This window comes from Vibrio sp. 10N.247.311.12, from assembly GCF_041467515.1.
In the GTDB taxonomy this organism is placed as follows: domain Bacteria; phylum Pseudomonadota; class Gammaproteobacteria; order Enterobacterales; family Vibrionaceae; genus Vibrio; species Vibrio crassostreae_C.
In genome coordinates this window covers 151,913-166,695 of the sequence record NZ_JBFSUV010000003.1, presented here as the reverse complement: position 1 = coordinate 166,695, position 14,783 = coordinate 151,913, and the positions used below count along the sequence as shown (strand labels likewise).

General features: G+C 43.8%; 12 protein-coding genes. 5 read left to right on the top strand and 7 right to left on the bottom strand.

What is annotated here, in order from left to right; all coding sequences use genetic code 11:
• Window positions 1-50: 50 nt before the first annotated feature.
• The 3 genes from AB6E30_RS03150 to zipA form a co-directional block, all read right to left on the bottom strand.
• The gene (locus AB6E30_RS03150) at window positions 51-1,151 is read right to left on the bottom strand and encodes a porin (RefSeq protein WP_372102583.1); all 1,101 of its coding nucleotides are present in this window, start codon (window positions 1,149-1,151) and stop codon (window positions 51-53) included.
• Between the two features lie 525 nt (window positions 1,152-1,676).
• A complete protein-coding gene (ligA, locus tag AB6E30_RS03145; protein WP_372102581.1) occupies window positions 1,677-3,689 on the bottom strand; it encodes an NAD-dependent DNA ligase LigA in 2,013 nt (670 codons plus the stop codon).
• 92 nt (window positions 3,690-3,781) lie between these two features.
• Entirely contained in the window at window positions 3,782-4,825 is a 1,044-nt protein-coding gene (gene zipA / locus AB6E30_RS03140; RefSeq protein ID WP_372102579.1) for a cell division protein ZipA, read from the bottom strand.
• A 229-nt stretch (window positions 4,826-5,054) separates the two neighbouring features.
• On the opposite strand from zipA, the gene cysZ reads away from it, so the two are divergent.
• From cysZ to crr, 5 genes are all read left to right on the top strand, one after another.
• Window positions 5,055-5,813 (top strand): sulfate transporter CysZ, encoded by a 759-nt coding sequence (gene cysZ / locus AB6E30_RS03135; RefSeq protein ID WP_029235129.1) that lies wholly within the window; start codon window positions 5,055-5,057, stop codon window positions 5,811-5,813.
• Window positions 5,814-6,050: 237 nt separating this feature from the next.
• A complete protein-coding gene (cysK, locus tag AB6E30_RS03130) occupies window positions 6,051-7,019 on the top strand; it encodes a cysteine synthase A (RefSeq protein ID WP_372102577.1) in 969 nt (322 codons plus the stop codon).
• Between the two features lie 302 nt (window positions 7,020-7,321).
• The gene (locus AB6E30_RS03125; RefSeq protein WP_004734263.1) at window positions 7,322-7,579 is read left to right on the top strand and encodes an HPr family phosphocarrier protein; all 258 of its coding nucleotides are present in this window, start codon (window positions 7,322-7,324) and stop codon (window positions 7,577-7,579) included.
• Window positions 7,580-7,715: 136 nt separating this feature from the next.
• Entirely contained in the window at window positions 7,716-9,440 is a 1,725-nt protein-coding gene (gene ptsI / locus AB6E30_RS03120) for a phosphoenolpyruvate-protein phosphotransferase PtsI (protein ID WP_048660880.1), read from the top strand.
• Between the two features lie 106 nt (window positions 9,441-9,546).
• Window positions 9,547-10,056, top strand: coding sequence for a PTS glucose transporter subunit IIA (gene crr / locus AB6E30_RS03115; protein WP_004737851.1), 510 nt, complete (start codon window positions 9,547-9,549; stop codon window positions 10,054-10,056).
• Between the two features lie 485 nt (window positions 10,057-10,541).
• On the opposite strand, the gene AB6E30_RS03110 is transcribed toward crr, so the two are convergent.
• The 4 genes from AB6E30_RS03110 to AB6E30_RS03095 form a co-directional block, all read right to left on the bottom strand.
• Window positions 10,542-11,675, bottom strand: coding sequence for a flagellin (locus AB6E30_RS03110; protein ID WP_102300543.1), 1,134 nt, complete (start codon window positions 11,673-11,675; stop codon window positions 10,542-10,544).
• A gap of 297 nt (window positions 11,676-11,972) precedes the next feature.
• Window positions 11,973-13,106 carry a flagellin gene (locus AB6E30_RS03105; RefSeq protein WP_372102575.1) on the bottom strand — a complete coding sequence of 378 codons (1,134 nt, stop codon included), beginning with the start codon at window positions 13,104-13,106 and terminating at the stop codon, window positions 11,973-11,975.
• A 121-nt stretch (window positions 13,107-13,227) separates the two neighbouring features.
• Window positions 13,228-14,151, bottom strand: coding sequence for a Dyp-type peroxidase (locus AB6E30_RS03100; protein WP_371724310.1), 924 nt, complete (start codon window positions 14,149-14,151; stop codon window positions 13,228-13,230).
• A 65-nt stretch (window positions 14,152-14,216) separates the two neighbouring features.
• The gene (locus AB6E30_RS03095) at window positions 14,217-14,678 is read right to left on the bottom strand and encodes a DUF2919 domain-containing protein (RefSeq protein ID WP_136982704.1); all 462 of its coding nucleotides are present in this window, start codon (window positions 14,676-14,678) and stop codon (window positions 14,217-14,219) included.
• Window positions 14,679-14,783 lie beyond the last annotated feature (105 nt).

Genomic DNA, 14,783 nt, shown 5'->3' with positions numbered 1-14,783 from the left:
TTACCAGCGTTTTGATTTTATTTAACTATTTTTAAGCTGATAACTTTAGCTTAGAAACCGTACTCAAGACCAACGCGAGTTACGATATCTGTATCAGCGTCACCAACAGTACGACCCGCAACACGTAGGTAAGGTACGAAACCGTTGTGAACAGCCATTAGCTGACCAGAGATAGTGTTGCTATCTGAGTCAGCTTCTTTCTTACCGTTAAGTTCAGATTCTAAGTTCGCTGCGTAACCCAGTTTAAAGCCGATTGGACCGTTCCAGTATTGACCAATAATTGAGTAAGAATCTTGTGTTTGCTTACGGATGCCGTTATCTAGCTCTTCGCCTTTATATGCTGCAGCGAAACCGAAACCTGCTGGTAGGCTAGCTTCGAAACCAACAATGTATGCGAATGTATCATCATCGTAACGAGCTACTTCAGGAGCCTGTACTGGGTTACCGTTTTCATCAAAAGACCAATCACCACCAGACGCGGCAACGACACGTGTACCAGATTCAACCGCACCCATTAATGTTACTTTCTCGAAGCTGTACTTAGCACTTGCGCCAACAAAGTTTGCGTCACGAGTTGCTGCACCACCACCGTTGTCGTTATCGTCACGACCAACAGAAGCTGCAAAAGAGAAACCGCCAAATTTAGCTGAATCGTAACGAACTTGGTTAGATTGACGATCGTAGTGACCGTTGATGCCGCCCCAATCGAATACAGAACCTAGACCAGGGTTAGAGAATGGCCAGTCGACGATTTCGTATAGTGGAGTAAGAACACGACCCACACGCAGGTTACCCCAAGAGCCAGAAGCACCAACGAACGTATCACGGAAACCAAGCACACCGCCTGAAACGCCGCCATGACCCCAGTCTGTGCTATCTACGTAGCCAGATTCAATCTGCATTGTGATTAATACGTCATCAAACATCTCTTTATGAGCACGGAAGCCGATACGAGATTCATTCTCTACAGCGTAACCTGAGCTGTCGTCTCTGTTGTCAGTTGTGTTGTAGTTAACTAGAGAGATAGCTGCAACACCGTATACGTCAACGTTAAAGTCAGAGTTGATACCAACTTCTTTCGCCATTACGCCTGTCGATAAAAGTGCAACGGATGCACCTAGTAGAGTACGTTTGAAAATTTTGTTTTCCATGGAATAAAACTCCTAAAAATGGATATAGCTGTTTGAATATTCCCCGCCTAAAGTTGGCCGCCGTAGAGAGAAATACCTTTTCTTGTTTGAGAACCCTAAACTCTGAATTCTCTATTTCCTTTCTGGTTATACACATCATGTGCATCCATGGCATTAAGACTAACTTCGCCCTCAAAAAGATCAATGAGAACTTAATTTTCATCTAAAAAAATATGAGTTGGTGCAAATTTAATAGGTACTTAGTGATCCAGATCGATAAATAGAAAAATCCTCACCAAAACAAAATTAATACCAATTAATTCAACAACTTGAGGTAATTATCACTTTGTAAAAATAGATATGACTCGCATTTTTGATACAACTACAATGGTATTTCATTAATGTTGAGCAGCGTCACTGTCCTGATTTTAGAGTTCGTATAGGAACAAAATTCTCAACAATTAAAAAGCCCTCATTTTTATATCAGAATCAAAAAAGGCACTCCCTTGAAAGGAGTGCCTTTGAGCTTTTTTTATCTGTATTTACTTACGAAATAAGGGCTATTAGATCTTCTTCTGTTCTTATTTCGATACCTAAATCTTGTGCTTTAGTCAGTTTAGAACCAGCGGCTTCACCCGCGAATAAGATATCCGTTTTCTTAGACACGCTACCGGTTACTTTTGCACCTAAAGCCTGCAAAGCGGCTTTCGCTTCACTACGACCTAATTGCGACAATGAACCCGTCAACACAACCACTTTACCTTCTAACGGTAGCTCTTGGTCATCGGCAGCTTCTTTGATGATTGGCCAATTCACACCTAGCTCTATCAGCTGATCGACGACCGCTCTGTTTTTCTCTTGTGAGAAGAAGCTGGTGATATGGCTAGCAACGATGTCACCAATATCTGACACTTCAACTAATTGTTCATGAGTAGCTGCTTGAACCAGTTCCAACGTCTTAAAGTGTTGAGCTAAGTTCATAGCCGTCGCTTCACCGACTTCACGAATACCGAGTGAATAGAGGAAACGTGCTAACGTTGTGTCTTTGGCTTTATTCAGCGCACTCACCACATTTTGCGCCGATTTAGGCCCCATACGATCAAGAACTGTAATTACGCCCGCGCTAAGCTTGAACAAGTCAGCGGGCGTTTCTACCATTTCACGGTCCACAAGCTGCTCTATCACTTTTACGCCAAGGCCATCGACATCCAACGCCTTTCTCGACACAAAGTGCTTAAGCGCTTCTTTACGCTGTGCCTGACACACTAGACCGCCAGTACAACGCGCTACAGCTTCCCCCTCGACACGCTCAACCGTAGAGCTACATACAGGGCAAGCATCAGGGAAAACAATGTCTCTAGCCGTTTCAGGGCGACGATCTAGTACAACAGCCACAATTTGCGGAATAACATCACCTGCACGGCGAATAATAACGCTGTCGCCTACCTTCACGCCTAAACGCGCAATCTCATCGGCATTGTGTAAAGTGGCATTGCTGACTGTCACGCCACCAACGAAGATAGGTTCAAGTTTAGCAACCGGCGTAATAGCGCCAGTACGGCCCACCTGAAATTCAACGTCATTGAGCAGTGTAATCTCTTCTTGAGCTGGGAACTTATAAGCAATTGCCCAACGTGGCGCTCGTGCAACAAAGCCAAGTACTTCTTGAGCCGCGATATCGTCGACTTTGATAACAACGCCATCAATCTCGTAAGCCAGAGCATCACGACGAGTCATAATATCTTGGTAATAGGCTTTCACGTCTTCGAGAGAGCTCAGTTGCTTAGTCTCGGGGCACATAGGTAAGCCCCAACCTTTAAGTTGTAAAAAGCGTTGGTAGTGACTATTTGATAGCTCAGCGCCTTGTACAACACCTACACTGTATGCGTAGAAAGCTAGCGGACGTTTCGCAGTAATACGAGAATCAAGCTGACGCAGGCTACCTGCGGCAGCATTACGTGGGTTAACAAATACTTTCTCGCCTTTCTTCAACGCCATCTCATTCAACTTATCGAAACCCGCTTTTGGCATAAACACTTCGCCACGAACTTCAATACGCTGCGGCCAGCCTTCACCTTGTAACTTAAGTGGGATAGAGCTGATCGTACGCACGTTTTCAGTGATGTTTTCACCCGTCGCACCGTCACCACGTGTCGCAGCCTGAATTAAAATACCATTCACATAGAGTAGGCTAACTGCAAGGCCATCAAGCTTAGGTTCACAACAGAAAGTCTTGAGGTTAGCGGTTGGCGCTCTATCAGACATTCGCTTATTGAACGCATCCAAATCTTCATCAGAGAAAGCATTGTCCAGAGAAAGCATTGGGATCTCATGAGTCACTTGAGTGAAACCATCGAGAGGCTGACCACCAACACGTTGGCTCGGAGAATCTACCGTCACTAGTTCCGGGTTCTCTTCTTCGATCTTTAGCAATTGCTGCATTAATCGATCGTACTCGACATCAGGGATCTCAGGGCTATCTTCTACGTAATAACGAACGGCGTGATAATGCAGAGTTTCTCTTAACTGCTCTAAGGTAACTTGAATCGATTCTTTCATATCATTCTCTATCGTGATTGAAATATCAAAAAGGGCTCCCTTAGGAGCCCTTTTCTATAAATATAGATTATTTACAAGGCTAAACAATACGGCTAGGTATTCGATGCCGTCATAAAGTCTCTGATTTGCTTGCGGTAGTCAGATAAACGGTTTGGTGTCATTAAGTTGCGTGACTCATCCAACACGTTTCCGCCCATATCGTCAGCAATTTTCTGCGCCGCACTCAGCATCACATTGAAGTTTTGATCAGCTTGACCATAACAAGGCAACGTCATAAAGAACGAAATACCTTTAGTCGTGAAGTCAGCAGGATCATCATGTTCTAGCGTTCCTGGCTGCATCATGTTTGCAACGCTGAAAATAACCTTTGGTGCATCTGTAGATTGTGCAAAGCAGTGGTAAATAGACATCTCACCATAAGTTAAACCGTTGTTCTCCATGCTGCGGAAAAGTTCAGTCCCAACGAATGGGATCTCTCCAGCACAGTGAACATTAAGAACGATCACTTCTAAACCAAGTTCTTCATCTGGTTTTGCTTCTTCAACAGTCGCACTTTGCGGAGTCACGACTTCTTTCGCAACAACGGGCTCTCTTTGAGTAAGCGTTTCGTTTGGAACGACTGGCTCATCAACTGTTTCAGAAGGCTCTTCAAACGAACCGTACTGCACTTTAAAGCCGGCATGGTTTTCTTTTTGCTCGTCAGTCAACTCAAAGCTTGGAACTTCAGGCTCAACGTCCTTCTCTTCCTCAATCACTTCAGGTTCACTTTCAACCTTAATTGGGTCTTCTACGCTGAAAGAAGGAAGATCATTTAATTCGATATCATCTTCGTAAGCTTCTTTCGCTTGTGGCGCTGTTAGCGGATCTGAGTCGATCAGCGGATCAGTATCAGAGGGTGAAACAGCAAAATCCGGCTCTTTACGTTCTTTTCGGATTATCTCAAAATCATCTTCTGGGGCGAATGAACGGTTTGGAATAGTTTCTGCTTCATCTAAGCTGTCGTTATCAAGCTTACCGAGCGGCTTATCTCCAAACTTTGCTTTCCCTTCTTTTTTACTCGTCCATAGACCATGGAACAATAATGCGGCGATAGCTAATGCGCCAACAATAATGAGTACAAATCGCAATTCCTGCATTTTTCGCTCTCAGCTTTCTTAGTCAACTAGCTATAAATACGCTGTCACTAAGTTGGGTTAATTTGGCTAATCTCACTACTCTATCAAAAGTAGCCACTGTTTTAGAACAACTTAATACAATTAGTTCCTTACATGGTGTGATTTTCACCACGCTTTTTTTCTTAATTTCGGTCGAGTACACTAGACATGTTTGCTATTTAACCAAATTCACATGTGACCTAATTTAAATATGACTATTGAATCTGTTCCCCGCTCCGGCTTTGGCTATTTTATTTTCGGAATAAAAATCGCTTTATCACCGAGCATTCGTAAGTTTGTACTAATGCCACTTATCGCGAACGTGTTACTCGTTGGTGGTGCCTTGTTTTATATCTTCTCCAACCTAAACACTTGGATTGAAGGTTGGATTGGTGCATTGCCAAGTTTCTTGTCGTGGTTGTCATACATTTTATGGCCATTACTTGTGTTAACCGTCTTGGCCACATTCTCGTATTTCTTTAGCACGCTCGCTAACTTCATTGCCGCACCGTTCAACGGTTTACTCGCGGAAAAAGTTGAAGAGTTGTTGAGCGGTAAAAAAGTTAATGACGATGGTTTACTTGATGTCCTCAAAGATACCCCACGTATATTAGCGAGAGAATGGCGCAAGCTTGTCTACATTCTGCCAAAAGCGATCGGTTTATTCCTACTTTTGTTAATTCCAGCACTAGGGCAAACCGTTGCTCCGTTTTTATGGTTCATTTTCACAGCATGGATGTTAGCGATTCAATACGCCGACTACCCGTTCGATAACCATAAAATCAAATTTGATGACATGAGAAACAATTTGAAACAAAAACAAGGCAAGAGCTACAGCTTTGGCGCGCTTGTTTCTGTGTTCACCACAATTCCAATTCTAAACCTGATCGTAATGCCCGTTGCCGTTTGCGGCGCGACGGCAATGTGGGTTGCTGAGTTTAAAGACCAAGCTCTGCGTTCTCGTCTATAGTTCTCGTCTCTAACCCTTTCTACACTTCCTAGTTTCGCCTATCTTTTTGAAGTTCTGATTTCAATAAAGATAGGCGTCAATTCTGCTACATATCTATATGATATAACTTTTTAATCCTTTTACCTTTTTTTCAACTTGTTTAATCTAAATTCAAGCTGAACAAACATCGAAAGACACTAGACGGTAAAGTGATTGATATACTACGTTTAGTTCTGTCATTAAATGAAGGAATATCGCATGAGCAAGATCTACGAAGACAACACCCTAACGATTGGTAACACACCTCTAGTCCGCCTTAACAAAGTAAGCAAAGGTAACGTCCTAGCTAAGATCGAAGCTCGTAACCCAAGCTTCAGTGTTAAGTGCCGTATCGGTTCTAATATGATCTGGGAAGCAGAAAAAGCAGGTACGCTTAAGCCAGGTATCGAGCTTGTTGAACCTACCAGTGGTAACACAGGTGTTGCACTTGCATTCGTAGCAGCAGCACGCGGTTACAAACTAACGCTAACTATGCCTGAATCAATGAGCCTAGAACGTCGTAAGCTGCTTAAAGCGCTTGGCGCAAACCTAGTGCTGACTGAAGCACCAAAAGGTATGAACGGTGCGATTGCTAAAGCAGAAGAGATTGTTGCTTCAGACCCAGACAAGTACCTACTACTTCAACAGTTCAACAACCCAGCCAACCCACAGATTCACGAGCAGACGACTGGTCCTGAAATTTGGGAAGCAACAGACGGCGAAATCGACGTGTTTGTAGCGGGTGTTGGTACGGGCGGTACTATCACTGGTACGAGTCGTTACATTAAAGGTGAAAAAGGCAAAGCGATTACTTCAGTCGCGGTTGAGCCGGCTGAGTCTCCAGTGATTGCACAGGCACTTGCAGGTGAAGAAATCAAACCAGCTCCACACAAAATTCAAGGTATCGGTGCAGGTTTCATCCCTGGAAACCTAGATTTAGAGATTATTGACCGTGTTGAATCGGTAACTTCTGAAGAAGCGATTGAGATGGCTCAACGCCTAATGAAAGAAGAAGGTATTCTTGCAGGCATCTCATCTGGCGCGGCAGTTGTAGCAGCAAACAGAATCGCCGAACTACCTGAATTTGCAGGAAAAACTATCGTTACTGTACTACCAAGCTCTGGTGAGCGTTACCTAAGCACAGCCCTATTTGCTGGCCTCTTTACGGAAAAAGAGAACCAACAATAATATGTGGTCAAATCAATTTTTCGTCCAAAAAAGCCCCGTTTAGGGGCTTTTTTGTTGATCCCTGCCCCACCTTTGGTAATATCAGGTCTGTTTTATTTTTCGCTTCAAAATAAAAGAAGCAATAAACAAATTCTGAAAGTCATGAGTACTCAGCAAAAGACGACCATGGCTGGATAAAAATTTATAACCAGTCTAAGTTCTAACACGAACATGGCGTACTAGCCTCTAGCGCATTTGGGCTAAAGCAGTTAAGCTAATCTGGTTACAAACTTACAAAAAATAAATTAATTGGGGTATATAAAATGTACGAGAAGCAAGTAGAAATCACAGCAGAAAACGGTCTTCACACTCGTCCAGCTGCACAGTTCGTTAAAGAAGCAAAATCTTTCGACGCTGACATCACAGTGACTTCTAACGGCAAAAGCGCTAGCGCGAAAAGCCTGTTCAAACTACAAACTTTAGGCCTAGTAAAAGGTACTAACGTTACTATTTCAGCTGAAGGTCCTCAAGCTCAGCAAGCAGTAGACCACCTAGTTGCTCTTATGGATCAACTACACTAATACGGTCTCCTTCTTTCAAAGCCATTTTGCATAGCAAAGTGGCTTTGTTCGAAATAGATAGGAATAAGCGCGACATTAGTCGACGACTTAAAGTCACACACTCTCCCGTTTACAGTTGAACAACTAAGGTAAGGCTATGATTTCAGGCATCCTAGCATCTCCTGGTATTGCTTTCGGTAAAGCACTACTACTTCAAGAAGATGAAATTGTCCTAAACACTCAATCTATCTCTGACGACCAAGTTGAAGCAGAAGTACAGCGTTTCTTTGACGCTCGTAACAAATCTTCTCAACAACTTGAAGTTGTTAAGCAAAAAGCACTTGAAACTTTTGGCGAAGAAAAAGAAGCAATCTTTGAAGGCCACATCATGCTGCTTGAAGATGAAGAGCTAGAAGAAGAGATTTTAGCACTCATCAAGAAAGACAAGATGCACGCAGACAACGCGATCCACACTGTGATCGAAGAGCAAGCTGTTGCACTAGAGTCTCTTGATGATGAGTACCTAAAAGAACGTGCAACTGATATCCGTGATATCGGTACTCGTTTCGTTAAAAATGCTCTAGGCATCAACATTGTATCTCTAGCAGATATCAATGAAGAAGTTATCCTAGTAGCTTACGACCTAACGCCATCTGAAACTGCACAAATCAACCTAGACTACGTTCTTGGTTTCGCTTGTGACATCGGCGGTCGTACATCTCATACTTCAATCATGGCACGTTCTCTTGAGCTTCCAGCTATCGTTGGTACTAACGATATCACTAAGCAAGTTAAGAACGGCGACATGCTTGTGCTAGACGCGATGAACAACAAAATCATCATCAACCCTTCTGAAGCTGAATTAGCAGAAGCTAAGAAAATCAAAGCAGATTTTGAAGCAGAAGCGGCTGAACTAGCAAAACTAAAAGATTTACACGCTGAAACTCTAGACGGTCACCGTGTAGAAGTTTGTGGCAACATCGGTACAGTAAAAGACTGTGACGGTATCCTGCGTAACGGCGGTGAAGGCGTTGGTCTGTACCGTACTGAATTCCTATTTATGGACCGTGACGCGCTTCCTACTGAAGAAGAGCAATACGTTGCTTACAAAGAAGTAGCAGAAGCAATGGAAGGCGAGTCAGTGATTATCCGTACTATGGATATCGGTGGCGACAAAGACCTACCATACATGGACCTTCCACAAGAGATGAACCCGTTCCTAGGCTGGCGTGCAGTACGTATCAGCTTGGATCGTCGTGAAATCCTACGTGACCAACTACGTGGCATCCTACGTGCATCTGCACACGGTAAACTACGTATCATGTTCCCAATGATCATTTCTGTTGAAGAGATCCGTGAACTGAAAAAAGCAATCGAAGAGTACAAAGTTGAACTTCGCGCTGAAGGCCTAGCTTTCGATGAAGAAATCGAAATCGGCGTAATGGTTGAGACTCCAGCAGCTGCTGCAATCGCACACCACCTAGCGAAAGAAGTATCTTTCTTCTCTATCGGTACTAACGACCTAACGCAATACACTCTTGCGGTAGACCGTGGTAACGAAATGATTTCTCACCTATACAACCCACTATCTCCTGCTGTTCTTACAGTAATCAAGCAAGTGATCGACGCATCACACGCTGAAGGTAAGTGGACTGGTATGTGTGGTGAGCTTGCTGGTGATGAGCGTGCAACGCTACTTCTTCTTGGTATGGGTCTAGATGAGTTCTCTATGAGCGGTATCTCTATCCCTAAAGTTAAGAAAGTAATCCGTAACTCTAACTTCGCTGAAGTTAAAGCTATGGCTGACGAAGCACTATCTCTACCAACAGCTGCTGAAATTGAAGCTTGCGTAGAAAAGTTCATCGCTGAGAAAACTCAGTAATCGCCAATCGCTTAATAACGTTAGACGGCTAAAAATAGTCGTCTAATTTGTTAGATTGGTATAGTATATTCTACAGAATAAAACTAAACGTTAGGAGCATGACACAATGGGTCTGTTTGACAAACTGAAAAAGCTTGTATCTGATGACAGCGCTGATGCTGGTGCAATCGAAATCATCGCACCTCTTTCTGGTGAAATCGTAAACATCGAAGATGTGCCAGATGTAGTTTTCGCTGAAAAAATCGTTGGTGACGGCATCGCGATCAAACCAGCTGGCGACAAAATGGTAGCTCCAGTTAACGGTACTATCGGTAAGATCTTCGAAACTAACCACGCATTCTCTATCGAGTCTGACGACGGTGTTGAGCTTTTCGTTCACTTCGGTATCGATACTGTTGAACTTAAAGGCGAAGGCTTCACTCGTGTAGCTGAAGAAGGTCAATCTGTTAAAGCTGGTGACACTATCATCACTTTCGACCTAGCGCTTCTAGAAGAGAAAGCGAAATCTACGCTTACTCCAGTTGTTATCTCTAACATGGACGAAATCAAAGAGCTGAACAAGCTTTCTGGTTCTGTAACTGTTGGCGAAACTCCAGTTCTTAAAGTAACTAAGTAATCTCGATTACTTATCTGCTTTAATTAAAACGCTACCTAAGGGTGGCGTTTTTTGTGCCTGCTATATAGTTCTAATGCCAGATTACCAGCCGCTTTGGCCTTATACCTAACAACTACAAATCCCCTTCTTCTTTGGGCCTCTCACGAACAGAGATCCCTGACATCTCGCTCGGTTCGATTCTGGGATGACGATTAAACACTATGGTTTAAGCCTGAGTGATTGTTACTCAAACCGACCTCTTCTATACAGTTAGCTATAGAGTCACCAATACCCAACTCCCGTCATTCCCTACAGTGAGGCACGAACGTGATAGGGAATCTCGCTTTCCAATCAACTACCAACACCACAACTCCCCTCTCTTCTCCAAATTTCAGGCAATAAAAAACCCAGCCGAAGCTGGGTCTGTTTAGCGCTCATCTCTCACCACGAGCTAATTTGTGGAAGCCTAACGTCAACACTATCGGTCAACGTGGCTTTTCAATCGATTAACCTAGTAGGCTAAGTGCCGAGTTCGGTGCTTGCTTCGCTTGAGCAAGAATCGAGCTTGAAGCTTGAGAAAGGATCTGAGACTTAGTCATCTGAGTCGTTTCTTTCGCGAAGTCGGTATCTTTAATACGGCTCTTAGATGCGTTAACGTTCTCGTTAATGTTGTCTAAGTTGCTGATAGCGTGGTCGAAACGGTTTTGGAAAGCACCTAGCTCAGCACGGTGACTGTCTACATACTTAAGGGCCGCATCGATTACTGCTACAGACTCTTGTGCGCCGCCAACAGATGTTACGTCGATAGTATCAACCGTTACGTCTTTAGCTGCTTGAATACCTAGCTCGCCCGCAAGACCGCCAGAGAAAGACACATCGCCGCTCACTTTGTTGTTGCCTGTGAACATTTGTAGCTTGCCGTCTTCAGTAACAGACGCTTTAACAGAATCTTGTTGACCGTTGATGTAAGTCGCTAGCTCTTCGATGTCATCACCCGCTTTTGCGCTGATGTCGATTTCTTGTGCTTGGCCGAAGTTGTCAGTGAACGACAGTTTTAGGTCGTTAGAGCCCGCTTGAACGTTCCAGTCTTTGTCTTTCGCGTTCTCAGTTTGGTAGCTCTTACCACCCATCTGAGCGTTATCAGAACGCATGTCTTTCAGTTGAAGCATTACTGCTTCACCGTTATCTGCGCCGATTTGGAATGACTTAGTACCGTGAGTACCGTTAAGCAGTTTGTTGCCACCAAAAGACGTCGTTTCCGCGATACGGTTTAGTTCGTCGTTCAGTGCTGTTACTTCTTCTTGAATCGCTACACGCTCAGATTTTGAGTTTGAGCCGTTTGAAGATTGTAGAGACAAATCACGCATACGTTGCAGGATGTTCGTTGTCTCGTTCATTGCACCTTCAGCAGTTTGTGCAATAGAGATACCGTCGTTCGCGTTACGTACAGCAACATCAAGACCACGACTCTGAACGTTCAAACGGTTCGAGATTTGTAGGCCTGCAGCGTCATCTTTTGCGCTGTTGATTTTAGAACCTGAAGCTAGACGCTCCATTGATGTTTGTTGTGCGCTGTTTGCGTTGTTTAGGTAACGTTGCGCTGTCATCGCTGATACGTTTGTATTTACATTCACTGCCATGGTGACTTCTCCAATTGATTTTCCGGTATAGCGGTTTCCGACGTCTCGGAAAACCAAGTAGTTATCTCTAAGTTACTTTTAATAACGGCGTGATTGGCGAAACCTTTAGGAAAAAAACAACAAAATTAAAGAAATAGCGATAAAGGAGAAGAAAGCGTGACTGGTCGTAAAATTATCGAAAAAAGATGAGATAATCGCTAAAGTTACCGGGAAGTCAGTCGAGTGGGAAATTGTATTTTTATTCGCCAAAAAGCACTGGCTAAGCTGAAATGCCTTTATAATATTGTAGGTAATTCATTAACCTAATAACGTTAAAGCTAGATTCGGCGCTTGCTTGGCTTGAGCGAGTATCGTTGTGCTCACTTGCTGCAGTATTTGTTGCTTGAGCATTTGAGTGGTTTCTTTGGCATAGTCGGTATCTTTGATGCGACTGTTTGATGTCGCCAGATTCTCATGAACGTTTTCAAGATTATTAATGGCATGATCAAAGCGGTTTTGCATTGCCCCTAATTCAGAGCGATGACTATCGACATACTTCATCGCCGTATCCAAAATAGAGACGGCACGCTGAGCACCACCCACATCCGTTACATTGATGTCATCGACTGATTCGTAATAACCCGCAGACATCGAAAGCTCACTGGCTAATGAACCTGAAAAAGAGATGGTACCCGCGGTATCTTCACCTGACATATAAATCTGAAGTTGTCCGTCATCATTAACAGAAGCCGATAAGAGATCCGTTTGACCATTAATGTAAGTCGCCAACTCTTCGATATCATCGCCCGCTTTCGCGTTGATGGTGATCTCTTGTGGCTGACCAAAACGATCGGTAAACGACATCGTCATATCATTCTGGTTTGATTTCACTTCCCATGAATCACTGGCCATGCCATTAGCAACGTAGCTAAAGCCGCCCATGCTGATGTCATCAGTACGCATACTTTTCAAACCAATCTGCACGGCTTCGCCCGAACTGCCACCAATCTGAAATGACGTACTACCAAAATTACCATTGAGAAGTTTTTTGCCACCAAAAGAAGTGGTCTCTGCAATACGATTCAGCTCATCGTTTAAGGCGGTAATCTCTTCTTGAATCGCCGTCCTTTCCGACTGGCTATTTGAACCGTTGCTTGCTTGTAGAGACAAGTCGCGCATGCGCTGCATGATATTGGTGGTTTCATTCATCGCGCCTTCAGCGGTTTGCATGATAGATATACCATCATTCGCATTACGCACAGCGACATCAATACCACTCATCTGCGCTTCCAAGCGGTTCGAAATTTGTAGCCCTGCAGCATCGTCTTTAGCGCTGTTAATACGACTCCCTGAAGCCAAGCGCTCCAAAGATTGGTTCAGCATGTTATTGGCATTAGAGAGGTTTCTCTGGGCCACCAGCGCTGAGACATTGGTATTAACAGTTATAGCCATAGACCTTCGCTTACAAAAAGAGGAATAAAACTCACGATTGCTCTTATATCGACCAATTCATATAAAGCTTTAATAAAAAAGGAGCCCTGAGGCTCCCTTTGTTTATTCTTTTTGAGACGACTTACTTAATCGTTAATGCACTCAACATCTCAGTTGAAGGAGCAAAGTAATACGCGCCAGTCACCGCTTTAGTAAAGCGAAGCAGTTGGTCTGTTTTGCCATCAGTTACGCCGTACATGCTCTCTAACATCGCATCGAAGTTATGACGAACGTTACAGTAAGCAATGAACAATAAGCCGTGGTCGCCCGTAGCAGTACCGTAAGGTAGACTGTGGCGAACAATCTTAAGCCCCTTGCCTTCTTCTTTGATATCCACACGGCCAACGTGAGACGCCGCAGGAACATCATCTAACTCAATTGAATCAGGTTTAGTTCGGCCAATCACTTTCTCTTGTGCCGATACATTCAAACGATTCCAAGCTGGCAGGTTATGCACAAAACGCTGCACCATTACATAACTACCACCAGCGAATTCACCCTCTGGCACAATAGCGACTTCAGCACGTTGTGCGTCTTTCGGGTTTTCAGTGCCATCAACAAAGTCTGTCATGTCACGAGAGTCTAGGAAGCGGTAACCATAAGTTTCATCAACCACTTCAACATCAGCTGCTACTTCAGATAGCAATTTACGCAAGATAAAGAAGTGCAGATCATGTCGGTTTGAATGACAGTGAATCAGAACATCAGACAGTGTGCTCGGCGCGGTGATATCACCTTCACCCAGCACAGGGAAGTCGATCAAATCAGCGGGCGCTGCTTGCTCGAACTTATCCCAAAAAGCTTTTGAGAACGCAACCGATGCCGTTAAGTTCGCGTCAGGCTGAGTTTGGTTTAGTTCGTCGATTAGAGTCGGAAGCTTTTGAATTTCTGCTAGTACATTAGCAGTATTAGCGTTCACTTTAAGTTGAACGTAAAGCGCGAAAGGCCCAGCTTCAGGCAAAATAGCACTTTGAACGTTAGGCTGCTCATTTGAAACATTAAGCATAGATTATTCCTTCCAGTTTTAGCTTCTAAGTATAATTGTGAATGGGACAAATGTTTTGATGAGAATCAGTCTTCGTGCTCAACCACTTTAAAGCAATCCCTTGCAGCATGGCTATTGGTTAGATAAAGCGCTAACCACAGCAGCAACAATAGGGTGATGCCATTTGACCAACGGAACCATCCGTTATCCAAATAGATTAAATAAATCGTATGGGAGCCCTGTGCCAAGATAGCCATCATGGTAACCCAACGTCCCCATGACACGACTTTGTTAAGGCGCTTTCTATCTGGCGATCTTAGCCCAAATAACCACATCAGCAGCAAACTAGGCACACTCAACGCGATCCCGACATAAAACATCTGATGGTCTGGGTAGATTATCTCAAGAATATCGGTTCCCGATTCTCGGCTTGCGCCTGCAACAATGAAAACGACCAAGGCTTTCGCAAGAAACAACCAACCTAGCCAGAGCAAGATTGGAGCTTTCAAAAAGCCGTGCTTGTCGTATTGTTCTATAGAGTACCGCACAAATCTCACTTTCACTTATTTTCAAACCAACACTTTAACGCAAATCATTCATACTTAACTAGCTTTGCGTTATCTTAGTAGCCAATCCGTTTTAATTGTCGAACT